At 56.6% G+C, this 14,755-nt stretch carries 16 protein-coding genes and 1 riboswitch; of the genes, 12 read left to right on the forward strand and 4 right to left on the reverse strand.

Annotation, left to right across the window (positions count from 1 at the left end; genetic code table 11):
• Positions 1-139: 139 nt before the first annotated feature.
• From CHU94_RS14510 to CHU94_RS14520, 3 genes are all read right to left on the reverse strand, one after another.
• A complete protein-coding gene (locus tag CHU94_RS14510; protein ID WP_094481174.1) occupies positions 140-841 on the reverse strand; it encodes a YafY family protein in 702 nt (233 codons plus the stop codon).
• Positions 842-843: 2 nt separating this feature from the next.
• Positions 844-1,143 (reverse strand): hypothetical protein, encoded by a 300-nt coding sequence (locus CHU94_RS14515; RefSeq protein WP_094481176.1) that lies wholly within the window; start codon positions 1,141-1,143, stop codon positions 844-846.
• Between the two features lie 126 nt (positions 1,144-1,269).
• Positions 1,270-2,187, reverse strand: coding sequence for a LysR family transcriptional regulator (locus CHU94_RS14520; protein ID WP_176452046.1), 918 nt, complete (start codon positions 2,185-2,187; stop codon positions 1,270-1,272).
• Between the two features lie 152 nt (positions 2,188-2,339).
• Here CHU94_RS14520 and CHU94_RS14525 point away from each other — a divergent pair, with 152 nt between their 5' ends.
• The 11 genes from CHU94_RS14525 to CHU94_RS14575 all read left to right on the forward strand — a co-directional run bounded on the left by CHU94_RS14525 (position 2,340) and on the right by CHU94_RS14575 (position 12,219).
• Complete coding sequence (locus tag CHU94_RS14525) at positions 2,340-2,756, forward strand: 4-oxalocrotonate tautomerase (protein WP_094481180.1); 417 nt, start codon at positions 2,340-2,342, stop codon at positions 2,754-2,756.
• 74 nt (positions 2,757-2,830) lie between these two features.
• Positions 2,831-3,268: a lactoylglutathione lyase gene (gloA, locus tag CHU94_RS14530; protein WP_094481182.1), complete on the forward strand. Its 438-nt coding sequence runs from the start codon at positions 2,831-2,833 to the stop codon at positions 3,266-3,268.
• Between the two features lie 32 nt (positions 3,269-3,300).
• Entirely contained in the window at positions 3,301-3,678 is a 378-nt protein-coding gene (locus CHU94_RS14535) for a tautomerase family protein (RefSeq protein WP_094481184.1), read from the forward strand.
• A 20-nt stretch (positions 3,679-3,698) separates the two neighbouring features.
• Positions 3,699-4,625 carry an NAD(P)-dependent oxidoreductase gene (locus CHU94_RS14540; protein WP_094481186.1) on the forward strand — a complete coding sequence of 309 codons (927 nt, stop codon included), beginning with the start codon at positions 3,699-3,701 and terminating at the stop codon, positions 4,623-4,625.
• Between the two features lie 230 nt (positions 4,626-4,855).
• Positions 4,856-5,620: an alpha/beta fold hydrolase gene (locus CHU94_RS14545; protein ID WP_176452047.1), complete on the forward strand. Its 765-nt coding sequence runs from the start codon at positions 4,856-4,858 to the stop codon at positions 5,618-5,620.
• A 3-nt stretch (positions 5,621-5,623) separates the two neighbouring features.
• Entirely contained in the window at positions 5,624-7,111 is a 1,488-nt protein-coding gene (locus CHU94_RS14550) for an NAD-dependent succinate-semialdehyde dehydrogenase (RefSeq protein ID WP_255033980.1), read from the forward strand.
• Between the two features lie 57 nt (positions 7,112-7,168).
• Positions 7,169-7,393 (forward strand): nitrate/nitrite transporter NrtS, encoded by a 225-nt coding sequence (nrtS, locus tag CHU94_RS14555; RefSeq protein ID WP_094481190.1) that lies wholly within the window; start codon positions 7,169-7,171, stop codon positions 7,391-7,393.
• Positions 7,394-7,507: 114 nt separating this feature from the next.
• Positions 7,508-8,395 (forward strand): AraC family transcriptional regulator, encoded by an 888-nt coding sequence (locus tag CHU94_RS14560; RefSeq protein WP_094481192.1) that lies wholly within the window; start codon positions 7,508-7,510, stop codon positions 8,393-8,395.
• A 105-nt stretch (positions 8,396-8,500) separates the two neighbouring features.
• Entirely contained in the window at positions 8,501-9,079 is a 579-nt protein-coding gene (locus tag CHU94_RS14565) for a carboxymuconolactone decarboxylase family protein (RefSeq protein WP_094481194.1), read from the forward strand.
• Between the two features lie 834 nt (positions 9,080-9,913).
• Positions 9,914-11,074, forward strand: a complete 1,161-nt coding sequence (locus CHU94_RS14570) for a hypothetical protein (protein WP_094481196.1) — start codon at positions 9,914-9,916, stop codon at positions 11,072-11,074.
• Positions 11,071-12,219: a hypothetical protein gene (locus CHU94_RS14575; protein ID WP_094481198.1), complete on the forward strand. Its 1,149-nt coding sequence runs from the start codon at positions 11,071-11,073 to the stop codon at positions 12,217-12,219. The genes CHU94_RS14570 and CHU94_RS14575 overlap by 4 nt, the downstream gene beginning before the upstream one ends.
• A gap of 402 nt (positions 12,220-12,621) precedes the next feature.
• Here the strand turns inward: CHU94_RS14575 and CHU94_RS14580 are convergent, their stop codons facing one another.
• Positions 12,622-13,824 carry an ammonium transporter gene (locus CHU94_RS14580; protein WP_094481200.1) on the reverse strand — a complete coding sequence of 401 codons (1,203 nt, stop codon included), beginning with the start codon at positions 13,822-13,824 and terminating at the stop codon, positions 12,622-12,624.
• 128 nt (positions 13,825-13,952) lie between these two features.
• Positions 13,953-14,145, forward strand: a riboswitch (yybP-ykoY riboswitch).
• A gap of 4 nt (positions 14,146-14,149) precedes the next feature.
• On the opposite strand from CHU94_RS14580, the gene CHU94_RS14585 reads away from it, so the two are divergent.
• Positions 14,150-14,707, forward strand: a complete 558-nt coding sequence (locus CHU94_RS14585; protein WP_094482741.1) for a TMEM165/GDT1 family protein — start codon at positions 14,150-14,152, stop codon at positions 14,705-14,707.
• The last annotated feature ends 48 nt before the right edge of the window (positions 14,708-14,755 follow it).

Consider the following 14,755-nt stretch of genomic DNA (forward strand, 5'->3'; position numbering starts at 1 on the left):
AACCCGTACAGCACGATGCCAGTTTGCCGATGCTGTAATTTCTCAATCAACATAGAACACTCCGTAGAACCCAGGCCAACGTAGGCTTGGAACACGTCATCTAAGCGGACTGGCATTGGGCGAGAATCACGCCACCACATCATCGCCAAGCGCTGGCATCTACCCCAAGGACAGTGGCGAAATAGTGTTCTACATGGATGGTCGCAGTGGTCTCAAATGTTTCGGGCAAGGCTGTCACCGAGTGCATTCGGTCAAACCGGAAGTTGCGGTAATCCTGACGCATCTCGCACCAAGCCAGCAGTAGCCAGACTCCTTGCAGCCCCACAAGGCTCAGAGGCCAAACAGTTCGATGTGTGATGTGTTGCGCCTCATCGGCATAGTGCAGATGAAGCTTGGACTGCGATGTGCAGGCATCCCGAATTACGCCGTGCAATGCCCGCAATTTGGCATCTTTCTCCAGTTGGGGAATGCGATAGGGCTGCTGATCTGCCTGTGCCTTCAAGGCATCGCTCAATACTGCACGAATTTTTTGCTCAGCCGCGCGGGCGGCGAGCCCCAGCTCCCGGTCTGTGGTGGCCTGCACCATGCGACTACCAACCAGCAGGGCCAATACCTCGTCGGCACTGAACATGAGGGGCGGCACATGGGCCTGTTTGTGCAGCACATAACCAACGCCCGCCTCTCCCTCGATGTGCATCCCGGAGTGCACCAGGCCCTCGATGTCCCGGTACACCGTGCGCAGGGAGACCTGCATTTCACGCGCAATGACGTGTGCAGGCAAGGCAGTCCGCCTGCCTTGCAAAAGCTGGACCAAGCGAAAGAGGCGGTCGGATTTTTTCATCGTCAGGTGTGTGCGTGCACCGCAGTGTGCTGCATCTGCACTGTTGTAGGGTCCATCAGAGCCATGAATGCAGAGTCGCCAAAGTTATGCATGAAAGCTTCGCTGGCGGCTTGTGCTTGGACCATCGACACCCACAAAACCTGGTCCGACCATTGCCCGGCTTCGTCACAGCTCAAGACCCTGTGCACAAAGCCCGGCTGCTGCCGCACCCAAGCAAACGTGACCTCACTGGCCTGGGTGAAAGCACTCACTGTGGCTTCAGGAGCCAATCGAAAGGTCACGGATTCCAATACTGCTGACATGATTTTCCTTTGCATCTGTTGAATATCACCGCTAGCTCAGCGGCAAGACGCAGTGTTCACTGAAGCAGTGACAGAACCTGTCAGCAGACAGCAACTGACCAGCCCACGCAGCGAAGTCCCAAGTGGCTAGATGGCGCGAGTGGACGGTCGAAACTCGGAAAAACAGGACTGAAGAAAATCCATGGCCGCCACTATCTTGGGCGCCCTGTGCCGGGTGCTCAAAATCACTGCATACACGGGGTTGCTGCCTGGATGTACAAACTTGGTCAATACGGGGCGCAACCGTCCTTCTTTGACCAGCGCATCACCCACCACGTCATTAATTCGGGCAATTCCGGCACCATTCAGCGCCAGCGAAATAACGGACGCACTGTTGTTCACCCGCACATTGCCCTGAACCTCCAAAGTGACAGGAGCCGCTTCGCCCAGGAATTCCCATCGATTGTGAGATTGGGTGGCTGCGTTGGAAATAAGTCGATGCGCGGACAAGTCGTCTATGGACTTTGGTGTGCCCCACTTGCGCAAATAGGTTGGTGACGCGTAAAGGGCGCGACCATGTGTCCCCAGTGTTCTGGCAATTGCGGCCTGGGCGGGTTCTGCACCCGCACGAATGGCGATGTCGATGGACTCGTCCGCCATGTCCACCAGCCGGTCTTCCACCTGCAACTCCACAGACAAACCGGCATGCAGCCCGGCGAGTTTGTGCAAACGAGGGATCAGCACATATTCCGCCAGCAATTGGCTCACGCTGATACGCACTACGCCCGAAATACTCTTGCTACGCCCACCAATACCGTCTTGAAGCTGGCCAAACTCTTCGAGGATTCGGCGGGCATGCTCCAGAAACACTTCGCCTTCTTCAGTCAAGGAAAGGCTGTGGGTGGTGCGATGGGCTAGCCGCAGACCACAGGCGGCTTCAATGCGCGCCATTCTTCTCGATACGTAACTAGGGGCGACATTGCGGTCGCGGGCGACAGTTGAGAACGACTGCGCACTGGCCACCTGCGCAAACAACAAAAAATCGTCCAGATTCAATTCATGCATGGTTGTGCATTTTCTGCACAAGCACTGTTCGTCACAAGTGGTTTCCGAAATGCCCCTGCCATCGCACATTACGCCGGTGCGGATGCTCCGTACACAACGCAGGACAGAGCCACGCCGAGTTCTGCACTTATCTCATGACTCTTGGAGTAGAAATGCCACTCACACTCATCATCACCGAAGGACTGCTTCCCAAGGAGCGCCGCCAGGCTACCGTAGCCAAGCTCTCAGAAGCTTTCTTGAAGCTGCACGGACTGACCGGCAACAAATTCTTTACCCCCAATGTGATTGGACATATTGCAGACATTGCTGCAGACAGCACCTTTGCGGGCTTGCAGCCAACGCCGGTGGCAATTGTCGAATGGCTGACGCCCTCGTTCGCTTTTGCCTCTCGGGAGATTCAGGAAGCCTACGTGGCGGAAGCCACGCAGATCGTTTTTGACGCCTGCGATGGCAAGCATCCGCGGGAAAAAATCTGGGTGAATCTGAAATACGCAATTGATGGCATGTGGGGCATTGGTGGCAAGGCGTACACCAACGAGCAGCTAGGCGCAGCTGCAGCCCTGGGCTAGAGCCGACTCCGGGTGGCTACACGCTTTGCGATCTGTAGCCACCTGCCCGTATCAACGCCATACAAACCAAGTCCATGACACACCACGATGAAGTCGTGCACTCCAGCCATCCAACCCGTCTGTTGCACACCATGCTCCGCGTCTCCGAGTTGGAGCGCTCCATCAAGTTCTATACGGAGCTACTAGGCATGCGACTCATGCGCATGGAACGGTATCCCGATGGGCAGTTCACGCTCGCCTTTCTCGGCTATGGCGACGAAGGCTCCAGCTCGGTCATTGAGTTGACACACAACTGGGGCGAAAGAACCTACGCCATGGGTGATGCCTATGGGCACATCGCGCTGGGATGCAGCGACATCTATGCGACGTGCAATGACTTGAAAGCCGCCGGCATTTCTGTCGTTCGGCAGCCTGGCCCCATGTCTGCAACGTCACTAGACCGTGCAGATGTCGAACACATTGCTTTCATTCTGGACCCGGACGGGTACCGGATTGAGTTGATTCAAACGTAACCCGCCAGCCTCACAACACCTAAGGAGACAACATGCCACTCGTCCGGATTGATATTCCTGCTGACACACCACCACAGACCATTCGACATGTGGCAGACCTGGTCCACAAGGCCATGGTCGGAGCGCTCAATATTCCGATTGCGGATCGCTTTCAGACCATTTCACGCCGAATGCGCGATGAATTGGTTTGTACCGAGGACTTTTTGGGCATCACGCACACCCAGGCCATTGTGCTGATTCAGATCACTTTGGCCCCGAGGCCAACAGAACTGAAGAAGGCATTGTTTTCCGCCATTGCCTCAGAGATTGAACACCACACACCGTTTAAAGCACAAGACGTGATCATCAACCTCATTGAGGCTCCCAGAGAAAACTGGAGTTTCGGCAACGGCATTGCCCAGTTCGCCTGAAACTGCGTGAGAGCTCCCCCATGCCCAACATCAACGACAAGACCTACGAACCCTCTCCCGCTTACTCCGTTGCCTTTCTGGGCCTGGGCGTCATGGGTTACCCCATGGCCGGGCACCTGGCACGCGCGGGTCACCAAGTGACCGTTTACAACCGAACTGCTAGCAAATCGATAGCTTGGTGCGCAGAGTTTGCGGATGCCAGCAGCCAATTGGGTGCCCATTCGCATGCCCCCACGCCACGCCAGGCGGTGCAGCAGGCCGACATTGTGTTTTGCTGCGTGGGCAATGACAACGACCTGCGCAGCGTGACCCTGGGGGCCGACGGCGCCTTTGCCGGCATGAAGCCCGGCGCCATTTTTGTGGACCACACCACAGCCTCGGCCGACATTGCCTGCGAGCTCAGCGCGGCAGCCCGGGCCAAAGGTCTGCAGTTCATCGACGCCCCGGTGTCGGGTGGCCAGGCCGGTGCACAGAACGGCCTGCTGACCGTGATGTGTGGCGGTGATGCCAATGCGTTTGAGACCGTCAAACCCGTGGCAATGGCCTTCTCACGCGCCTTCACGCTGCTGGGTGACAGCGGCGCCGGCCAACTGGCCAAGATGGTCAACCAGATTTGTATTGCCGGGCTGGTGCAAAGTCTGAGCGAAGCGATTGCCTTTGGCCAAAAAGCCGGGCTGGACATGAACCAGGTGCTGGATGTGATTGGCAAGGGTGCGGCGCAAAGCTGGCAGATGGACAACCGTGGCAAGACCATGGTGGCCGACAAGTTTGACTTTGGTTTTGCGGTGGACTGGATGCGCAAAGACCTGGGCCTGGTGCTGGACGAAGCCAAACGCAACGGCGCCCGCCTGCCAGTGACCGCGCTGGTGGACCAGTTCTACGCCGATGTGCAGCAGATGGGCGGCCAGCGCTGGGACACCTCCAGCCTGATCAAACGGCTCAACTAGCCGGTAATGACGATGTCTCGGTGTCGAAGCTTTTTGGAGTAGTTCTGAAATCACACCTGAGACAAATGGCATAGCAATCGAGACGATTCGTCAGCGCACGAACACGCACAAACCTCAGAATTTCCAGGCGCCTCGACACAAGAGCGCAGCAGATCAGCAAGCCAGAAGTATCCATGCCGGGTGCTGGTTTACCGACAGCTGCGCCAATACCAACACCATCTGGAGACAAAATGAACATCGGTTGCAAAGTACATGGATACGGCCCTACAAAACTTCTGCTGTTGCACGGATGGTTGAGTGACCATTCCATCTACTCAACTGTGCTCGGCTATTTCGACCACGATCGATACTCAGTTGCGCTGATGGACTACCGCGGCTATGGAATGTCCAGCGACAAGAATGGGGATTTCACTCTGGATGAAGTGGCAGAAGATGCACTTCATCTGACAGCAGCCCTTGGCTGGAAGTCCTTTCATGTGATTGGTCACTCCATGGGAGGCATGGTTGCCCAGAAGATGGCGCTCCGTGCGCCCGAGCGCTTGGTCTCGCTGATTGCAATAACGCCTGTACCGAGCTCTGGATTTGCACTCGACACAGCTACTCAAGACTTTTTTGAATCCTCTGCGACCAGCGACCACGCGCTGACAGAAATATTCAATACGCTGACCGGCAAACGTCACAGCACCAAGTTACTTCAGAACTTGACGAAAAGTGCCCGCGCAAGCTCGACAACACCGGCATTTCTCGCCTACCTTCAGGAATGGACCAGGACGGACTTCTCGCAAACTACACAGGGTCTGGCGACACCCACCTTGGTCATCGGCGGTAAGCACGATGGGGCGATTGGGCAGCAACTTCTCACCGACACCTACCTCCGCTGGCTGCCCAACGCAAATCTGGTGATGATCGATGGTGCTGGGCATTACCCCATGATTGAAACACCGCTGGAGTTCTTTACCTTGCTGGACCAGCACCTGACCCAGCTCGGAGCATAGCCAGTGGATCAGTCAAAGCTCACAGTGATTCAAAAAAACACTTCCCCCGAGTATCCGGACAGCCTTCTTTTCATTGGAAACACTTGGCGGGAAGCACAGGATGGCGCGCGCCTGCCAGTCGTCAATCCCGCGACAGGTCACCACATTGGCAGCGTCGCCAAGGCTTCGGCGACGGATGTGGATGAATCCCTGATTCACGCGCAACAAGGCTTTCAGGTTTGGAGCAGAACCCCAGCCTCCGCCAGATCGGAAGTGCTGGACCGAGCTGCCCATTTGTTGCGGGCGCGTGCCCCCGAGATTGCCCGTCTGATGACGCTGGAGCAAGGAAAGCCCCTGGCCGAATCGCTCACAGAAGTTCTTTCGGCTGCGCAGACGATTGCCTACTTCTCGCAAGAGGGGCCTCGTATTGCGGGGCGTGTGGTGCAGGCAAGACTCAGCAACACACAACAACTGGTTGTGAAAGAACCGGTGGGCGTTGTCGCCGCGTTCACACCTTGGAACTTCCCGGTCAATCAGGCAGCACGCAAGGTGGCAGCTGCGTTGACGGTAGGTTGCAGCATCATTCTCAAAGCCGCCGAAGAAACACCAGCGTCCCCCAGCGAACTCGTACGAGCCTTTGCAGATGCAGGCCTGCCTAAAGGCGTCATCGGCCTGCTTTTTGGAAATCCGGCAGACATCTCCCACCAACTGATTTCCAGTCCGCTGGTGCAAAAGGTGACGTTTACCGGCAGCACCCCGGTAGGCAAACAATTGGCGGCACTTGCGGGCCAACATATGAAACGTGTCTCGATGGAGCTGGGCGGGCATGCTCCCGTCATCGTTGCCGAGGACGCAGACATAGAACGCGCTGCAGACACCTGTCTCTTGGCAAAGTTCAGAAACGCAGGACAAGTCTGCATCGCACCCAGCCGGTTCCTAGTTCATTCGTCTATTGAAAAAGCTTTTACCAGCGCACTCTGCGCCAGAATCCAGCAAATCCATATTGGTGACGGCTTGTCGCCCGCAAGCACCATGGGGCCATTGACCAATCAGCGCCGGGTTACCGCCATGCAGAGTTTCGTGGACGACGCTGTGCGCAAAGGTGCCACTTGGGTCGCAGGTGCAAAAGTCGATGACTTCGGTGGCTACTTCTTTGCCCCACATGTTTTCACCGATGTCCCTTTGAGCGCCAAACTCTTCAATGAGGAACCGTTTGGCCCCATCGTAGCCATCCGAACCTTCAATCGGCTGCAGGAGGCGATCCAAGAATCGAACCGACTGCCCTATGGCTTGGCGAGCTACCTGTTTACAGAAAACCTGAACACTCTGCATCAGGTCAGCCAAGACATTCAGGCGGGAATGCTATGGGTCAACCAAGCCGCAAAATCTGCGCCAGAAATGCCCTTCGGTGGTCAGAAGGATTCAGGTTATGGCAGCGAAGGTGGTATGGAAGCGCTGGATGCCTACTTGAATACGAAAGCCGTCAGTGTGTACTTTCAGCCAAAAGACTAATGCTTCGTAGCATTTACTGCGCTCCATGCAAGTGCGTGGGGCATTGACGGATACGGCATGCAAGACTTTATCCGGATGGCCTGTTCACGCGATATTGTCCATAACGCTGTGCGCATCGCATTAGTAGTGGGCTCTCTGCTCAATGCACTAAATCAGGGCGAGGCATTGCTGGAAGGAAGTGGTATCGCGTGGGTGCATATCGCCATGAATTTTGTAGTGCCCTATTGCGTGGCGACCTACCGCGCGACCAAACATGCTTTGGCAACGCAAACGAGACCTTAGGGGGCTTTTGCGAACCCCGAGCGCTCTCTGGGCAAGCGCGCATTGGGTGTAAAAATGTCCCCCAGAAGAAACGAAATGGATAGAAAATGACATTTTTATATCCATTTCATCCTCATGGATAGCTTAACCATCCTGCTCAATCAGTACGCCCTGCGCGCCGGTGTTTTCTATGCGGGAAACATTTGTGGGGTGTATGGCTTTCCTGATGACTCCAGCCGTGGGCACTTGCACCTTGTGCGTTCCGGTACGGCACAGCTGATTGGTATCAACGCCAAGCCCATTGTGGTGAACGAGCCTACGGTGCTTTTTCTGCCACGCCCTGGGCCTCATCGATTGGTGGTGGACCAAGATGCAGGGTCGGACATGGTGTGTGGCACGGTTCAGTTCGGCATGGGCGGGTGGAACCCGATTACCAGCGCATTGCCATCTGCGGTGATGGTGCCTCTTCAGGCCATGCCTGACATGGCCACCTTGTTGCAAGCCATGTTTGACGAAGCCTTTGAGCAACAGTTTGGGCGCCAAGCCATTTTGGACCGCTATTGCGAAATCATCATGGTGAAACTGCTGCGCTACTGCATGGAGAACGGTCTGGCTCAGGGGGGCTCCATGGCGGGCCTGGCCCACCCACGCTTGTCCAAAGTCTTGCATGCAGTGCATGAGCACCCAGAGCAGGCTTGGACGCTGGAATCCATGGCCGATCACGCTGGCATGTCGCGCGCACGCTTCGCGCTGTTGTTTCGTCAGATCACCGGGGACACGCCGGCTGACTACGTCAGCTCCTGGCGGATTACCACTGCACAAAGGCTGATGCGTAGCGGCCGCGGCCTCAAGCACGTGGTTGACGAAGTGGGCTACACCAGTGCCAGTGCTTTTACGCGAGCCTTCACGCGCAAGGTGGGGCAACCACCAGGCGCGTGGTTGAAAGGGCCACACCCACAGCCCTTGGACACACACACTGAGATGCCTGGTACAAGCAACGAGACATTAGGGCAACGCAAATAAGGCGTGAATTTTTAGCATTCATGCACGCCCCACCAGTGGCCGGCAATCGTGCCATCACCGGGTTGGGACGCACCGGTGCACAGCACCATCGCCTGGAGTTATTGCATGTCTGCCTCGTCGTTTATCAACACCCTTACCGCACTCACCCCCGCCACTGCTACAGGCACAGCAGCTGCCCAACTAGCAGATGCTCAAAGCAAGATGGGCTTTGTGCCCGCGATGTATGCCAACATGGCCAACGCACCTGCGGTACTGAGCACGTATTTGCACGGATACGGCCTGTTTCGCAGCGATTCAGGCTTCAGCCCCGCGGAGCAGGAAGTCGTTTTTCTGGCTACAAGCATTGCCAACGGCTGTGACTATTGCACCGCCGCACACAGCATGGTGGCAGACAAGATGTCGGGCGTGCCTGCGCCCGTGCTGCAAGCCATTCGCTCAGGTACCACCGTGCCGGACAGCAAGCTGGAAGTCTTGCGCGCAACCACCACAGCCCTAGTGCTCCAACGTGGACGCCTCAATGATGCACAGGCACGGGCCTTTTATGGTGCGGGCTACACGGAGCACCAATTGCTGTACATCGTCCTGGCGTTGGCCGTCAAAACCCTGAGCAACTACAGCAACCACGCGTTTGACCCACTGCTGGACGCACCGTTTGCGGCCTACGCTGTGTCGCCCAAGGCATAAGGGAGCTCCCATGCCGTACAGAATGCTGCGGATATGGCAATCCTTTCAAAGCGTCCCCCTGTGGGTGCAGGTTTGGATTGCTGTCTTCCTGTTTCCAGTCAAAGCCGCTTCATTAGCACTGACACACTGGGAAACCGCAATCTGGGCGGCATTCGCATATGCTGTTGTGAGTATCAGCAACGTAACGATGTTGGTGGTCTAGCCGGGACTAAGTCGCATGATGGCTCTCCCTCATATCATCGCGTGGCTGCCCTTGCAGGCTTACCCGCCTAACCAGCCTTTTTTGAATGTCAGCTAATAGGTCATCAATTCGCACCACCAGACGACCGCTTTGGGTCGACTGCGGCACAGGGCCACTTTCGGGTATTCGCGAGTGTCTGGTTTAGCGCAATGAACAGATTGATCACAGGCATGGACGGAAGCTGACGCTCTTCTACGGAGCTTTCGCCCCCTTAGCACTCCTCCGAAACCTACGGCGAGCGATGTCCGACATAGATTGGAGCTGAATCGCAAGATGACACTTGGCGCTGCCGAATCCGCAATATGGTTGCACACATCCCTGCCAGCCCGACATATGGCGCGCAGACCCTCCGGCGTTTCATTGAGCACCCGGATCGCTTTGATTTCAGCTAAGTTGCCACGTTTTGGCCGAAGGGTTCAGAAAACCGAAGGTCGACGCTCGTTAATCATGATCGTATCCTTGGGCAATACGAGTTTCTTGCTTCGAAATAAGGCGCGAAAATTGGAGCTATCCTTCATAAGTCTTCAGATCCGATACCGATTCGCAGAGCTTCGGTGTCGGAGCTTCGACCGAAGCAACCAACCAAGGACCCTATGGCTGACATATTTTTGAGCGACGCGCGCGTCAACTGCTTATCCGGGATGGGGCAAATCGGTGCCGCCGAATATCTCTCCATGGTAGAAGCTGTTTATCGGGAATCTGGTGGCATTGAGGGCCAGCGCGCACCACTGAAGACTAAGACAGGTATTAACATCCGGAAGCGGATGGTCGAGGACATTAAAAACGGAGCACTCTTGCCTCCAATCGTCCTCGGCGCCGTGGTAGGAGACGAAATTTTCGAGGCCGCTTCCAAAGTGGAGTCGAATGAGGCCTTTGTGCACCTATTGAGATCAATTGACAAGAGTCGCCTCTCGATCATTGACGGCATGCAGCGCACCACAGCCCTCGATGCCGCGATGCGTGATTCAAACATCGACGGCACGAACATTCGCGTTGATCTTTGGTTAGCCAAAAGCTTAGACAGCCTCGTATATCGCATGTTGGTGCTCAACACAGGTCAAGTGCCATGGGACATCAAGCGGCAGCTGGAGACGATCTACAAGCAAGTGCTACTTGAGATCGAAAAGGGCGCCACCGAAATTACGGTCTTCGAAATCGACTCCAAGGAGCGCCGCAGCGGCGCAGGCCAATATCGCTCGGCGCGGATCGTTGAGCTCTTCTTGGCGTTCACCTCTCGCAAACCGCATATTGAACTCAAAGAAAAGGTGGCAGAGGACTTCGCGCGGATGGACGCGACCGAAGCTACGGCCAATCAAGACACGCTCCCGGTGTTCATCGAAACGATGAAGTTGCTGGCGAGGTTCGACCAGGTACTTTCTAAGACTACCTGCTCCGAGGATTTGGTGACCGATTCAACACGTTTCAAAGAAGGCCGCGACATCTTCACCAGCGCGCCGGCGAGCATAGGCTTTGCGGCGGCCGCCGCCCAGTATCTTCTCGGCAAGCCTGGCTACGCCTTCACTTTTTCGGAAATGCGCTTAAAGCTTGAGCGCCTGACATCGGCCGTCCAAATTGTGATCGATAAGGTCTCGTCGGAATTCGTCGACTACGCCACCCTAAATGAGAAAATCTCTGCGAGGTCAGGGCGGATAGGCGAGTACGAGCGCGAATTTTTCTTCAGGGCGTTCGAGCTCATGTTCAATGACGCTGCCCAGCTGCAAAGCCTGACTCCGTGTTGGTCGGCTTATAAATGACCACCGACATTGGAAAGCTAGAAGCCAGGGCACTTGCCAAGTTCGTGGGCATAAACGGAGTGCCGGTTAAGGGTAAGGTTGCTCCACCGAGCGATATTGAGGCTGACGTCCTAGAACTCAAATCGCTGGTGAAAGGTAACGCTTGGACGGCTGCTGGTGGGATTTCGGCATTCGATTTTTCAATTGCGGGCAAGTATTGCGTTGCGCTCAAAATGAGCCTAGCGGAAAGCGACTCGGAGGATTTGATCGGCGCCGGCAATGCTCCCATCGAGTTGGTCGATTTCGGAATTGCGGTTGGCCTTTTCTTGATCGACCAATTGAAACTCACCCCTCGCTCAGAGTCCCTGGATTGGGTCGAGGAGTACATTGCCTTTCCGGCAAGCCAAGGCGACGGAGTGGATTTCGCGGTACTTCGCGGCGCCTTCGAAGAGTTCTCAGTCTTTCGGGTCCGAAATGCGGAGGCTGTTCGTCCATCAAAGCCTGGAGCGAGCAGGCATGTTGCCAACTTTATTCTCGCCCATCACAAGCCTCTGACCGCCCGTGGGGGCCTCAGCCAGAAATCGATCGACTGCATCCGAGAGATCTTCTTGCAAGAGAGGTCTCACTTGTTCGACGATAACCTGTTCACGGCACTATCGAGCCCTATACCTCGCCACGCCTTCTTGGAGCTGTATCGCACGCTCGAGTTCGTATTCGTGCTTCCGCGCGTGAGGGCACTGGCCGGCGCACTCAAGTTGGACAGAGGCGAAGGCGAATTGGACTTGATTGAGTTGGCCCGCGCATGCTATTCGGAGCTTCGCTGGAAGCGTGTCGAGCGAGACTCGCTGGAACGACTGTTCGACGAATACTCGCAGCGCCACATGGTGTCCTTTCAAAACCTAACTACGCAGTGCAAACCGTTCAATTCGCTTTCCCAAGCGCTTGGATCCGACGACGCTAAAGAGGTTCGCTCTGCGTTGCCAAAATTCGTAGATAAGTTTTATGCCCTCCGCAACCAAGTTGTTCATCAACTGTGGAAGGATGAGGAAACCGATTGCGATGCCGACGACTGGACGGCCCTCGCGGAATTCACCATTGGCTGCGTAAAGTTCTTCTATGAAAGGTACTTGAGCGTTCCAGTGAGGACTCATGCAGAGGCTATTTAAACTGATTGACACCAGGCACCCCCGTCGAACCGCCGGTCTCTGGTAGTGAACCGACACTGATGTTCCGGCTGCGACCGCCCGTACGGTCTGCGGCAATCATTCATGGGCTAAAGTTGAATCCCCCCACTGGCCAACATGCAGATTGAGTTTCCCGGACGCAGACATTGGTGACGTGAATTCGCAGGTCCGTGAATGTCCGCAGTCGGGCAAATATTTGATCGTTCGCTACTGCCGGTTTGGGTCGACTCCTGCCTAGAGTGGACTGTGCTGTCGATTGAGTTCTCCAATTTGCATTGCCTAGTTATTGGGCGGTGTTGCATAGAGACTGCCGAGACAATTTCCTCAGAATAGTTCGACAGACTTAATTCTCGTCCGACAGACTCAATTGTTTCCTATCAGCGGTCACCAGTTTGCTTCGCGCTCCGGCGTGGCACTGATTTTGTGGATGCTGAGGTCAGCGCCATCAAATTCCTCCTCCTGGCTGAGGCGCAGGCCCGTGGTTGCCTTAAGCACACCGTAGACCACAAAGCCGCCCGCCGTGGCCCAGGCCACGCCTATCAGTGTGCCGATCACCTGCGCACCCAAACTTACACCGCCCAGGCCGCCCAAGGTCTGGCTGCCAAACAGGCCGGCTGCAATGCCGCCCCAGGTGCCGCACAGCCCGTGCAACGGCCACACGCCCAGCACGTCGTCGATCTTCCACTTGTTTTGTGTGAGCGTGAACATCACGACAAAAATGGCGCCGGCCACACCGCCCACCACCAGAGCGCCCAACGGGTGCATCAGGTCGGAGCCCGCGCACACCGCCACCAAGCCGGCCAGCGGGCCGTTGTGCACAAAGCCGGGGTCGTTTTTGCCCGCAGCTAGCGCTGCCAGTGTGCCGCCCACCATGGCCATGAGCGAGTTCACCGCCACCAAGCCGCTGATCTTGTCCAGCGTCTGCGCACTCATCACATTGAAGCCAAACCAGCCTACCGTCAGAATCCAGGCGCCCAGCGCTAGGAAGGGGATGCTGGACGGGGGGTGCGCCGAGATGGCGCCGTCCTTGCGGTAGCGGTTGCTGCGTGCACCCAGCAGCAGCACCGCGCCCAGTGCAATCCAGCCGCCCACGGCGTGCACCACCACACTGCCAGCAAAGTCGTGAAACTCGGCGCCAGTCAAACCCTTGATCCAGGCCTGCACGCCGAAGTGCTGGTTCCACACAATGCCCTCGTAAAACGGGTAGACAAAACCCACGATGACGGCGGTGGCAATCAGCTGCGGCCAGAACTTTGCGCGCTCGGCAATACCGCCCGAGATGATGGCCGGGATAGCTGCCGCGAAGGTGAGCAGGAAGAAGAACTTCACCAGGTCGTAGCCGTTTTTGGCGGCCAACTGCTCTGCGCCCACAAAAAACGTAGTGCCATAGGCCACCGCGTAACCCACCGCAAAGTAGACGACGGTGGAGACCGAGAAGTCCACCAGAATCTTGACCAGGGCGTTGACCTGGTTTTTGCGGCGTACCGTGCCCAGCTCTAGAAAGGCAAATCCGGCGTGCATGGCCAAGACCATGATGGCGCCGAGCAGGATGAACAAGGCATCCGCGCCCTGTTTGAGTGCTTCCATACGTTCCTCTATCGTGTAATTGCTTTGTATTGGTGCATCTTTGCCAAGAAATTGGCAAACGCACCAAAATAAAGCAAAAACTGCGCCAGTTTGGGGCTGGGTGAAAACTGCTGTGCGGTATACAATCAACGCTTGTCATTGGGGAGTAGCCGCCCTTCTTCATTGAGAGGGGCTTGCGTCAACAGACTTGTGATGCCGGAGACGGTATCCATGGCGCAAGCAGGGCCCGTCACGCGGGTCTTGGCGAGACCTTTGACTGCACGCCTCTGATTTCGGCCGGGGGTGTCGTGCAGTCATTGGTAGGTCCCCGGCCATGGATCTCGTCATGGAAGCTTTTCTCCTCTCCACCGGTATCGTTGCACTCGCTGAAATGGGCGACAAAACCCAGCTGCTCGCCCTCATCCTGGCCGCGCGCTTTCGCAAACCTTGGCCCATCGTCTGGGGCATCTTGGTGGCCACGTTGGCCAACCACGCCATGGCGGGTGCCTTGGGTGCCTGGGTGACCACCGTCATCGGCCCCACCACCTTGCGTTGGATTCTGGGCGCGTCCTTCATCGCCATGGCCGTGTGGATGTTGATCCCCGACAAAATCGACGATGACGAGGCAGATGCGCAGCCGCGCTGGGGCGTATTCGGCACCACCGTGGTGGCCTTCTTTCTGGCCGAAATGGGTGACAAGACACAGATCGCCACCGTCATGCTGGCCGCCAAATACAACGCCTACTTGTGGGTGGTGGCCGGTACCACGCTGGGCATGATGCTGGCCAACGCCCCCGTGGTCTGGCTGGGTGAGCGCATGACACGCCTGGTGCCGCTGCGCGTCGTGCACATCGTGTCGGCGTTGATCTTTGCCGGGTTGGGTTTGTATGCCCTGCTGGCCTGAGCAGACCTCATTGGTATACTGCCAGCGCACAGCGCCAATTTGCTCCAG

The sequence above is a fragment of the Rhodoferax sp. TH121 genome, assembly GCF_002251855.1.
GTDB lineage: Bacteria > Pseudomonadota > Gammaproteobacteria > Burkholderiales > Burkholderiaceae_C > Allorhodoferax.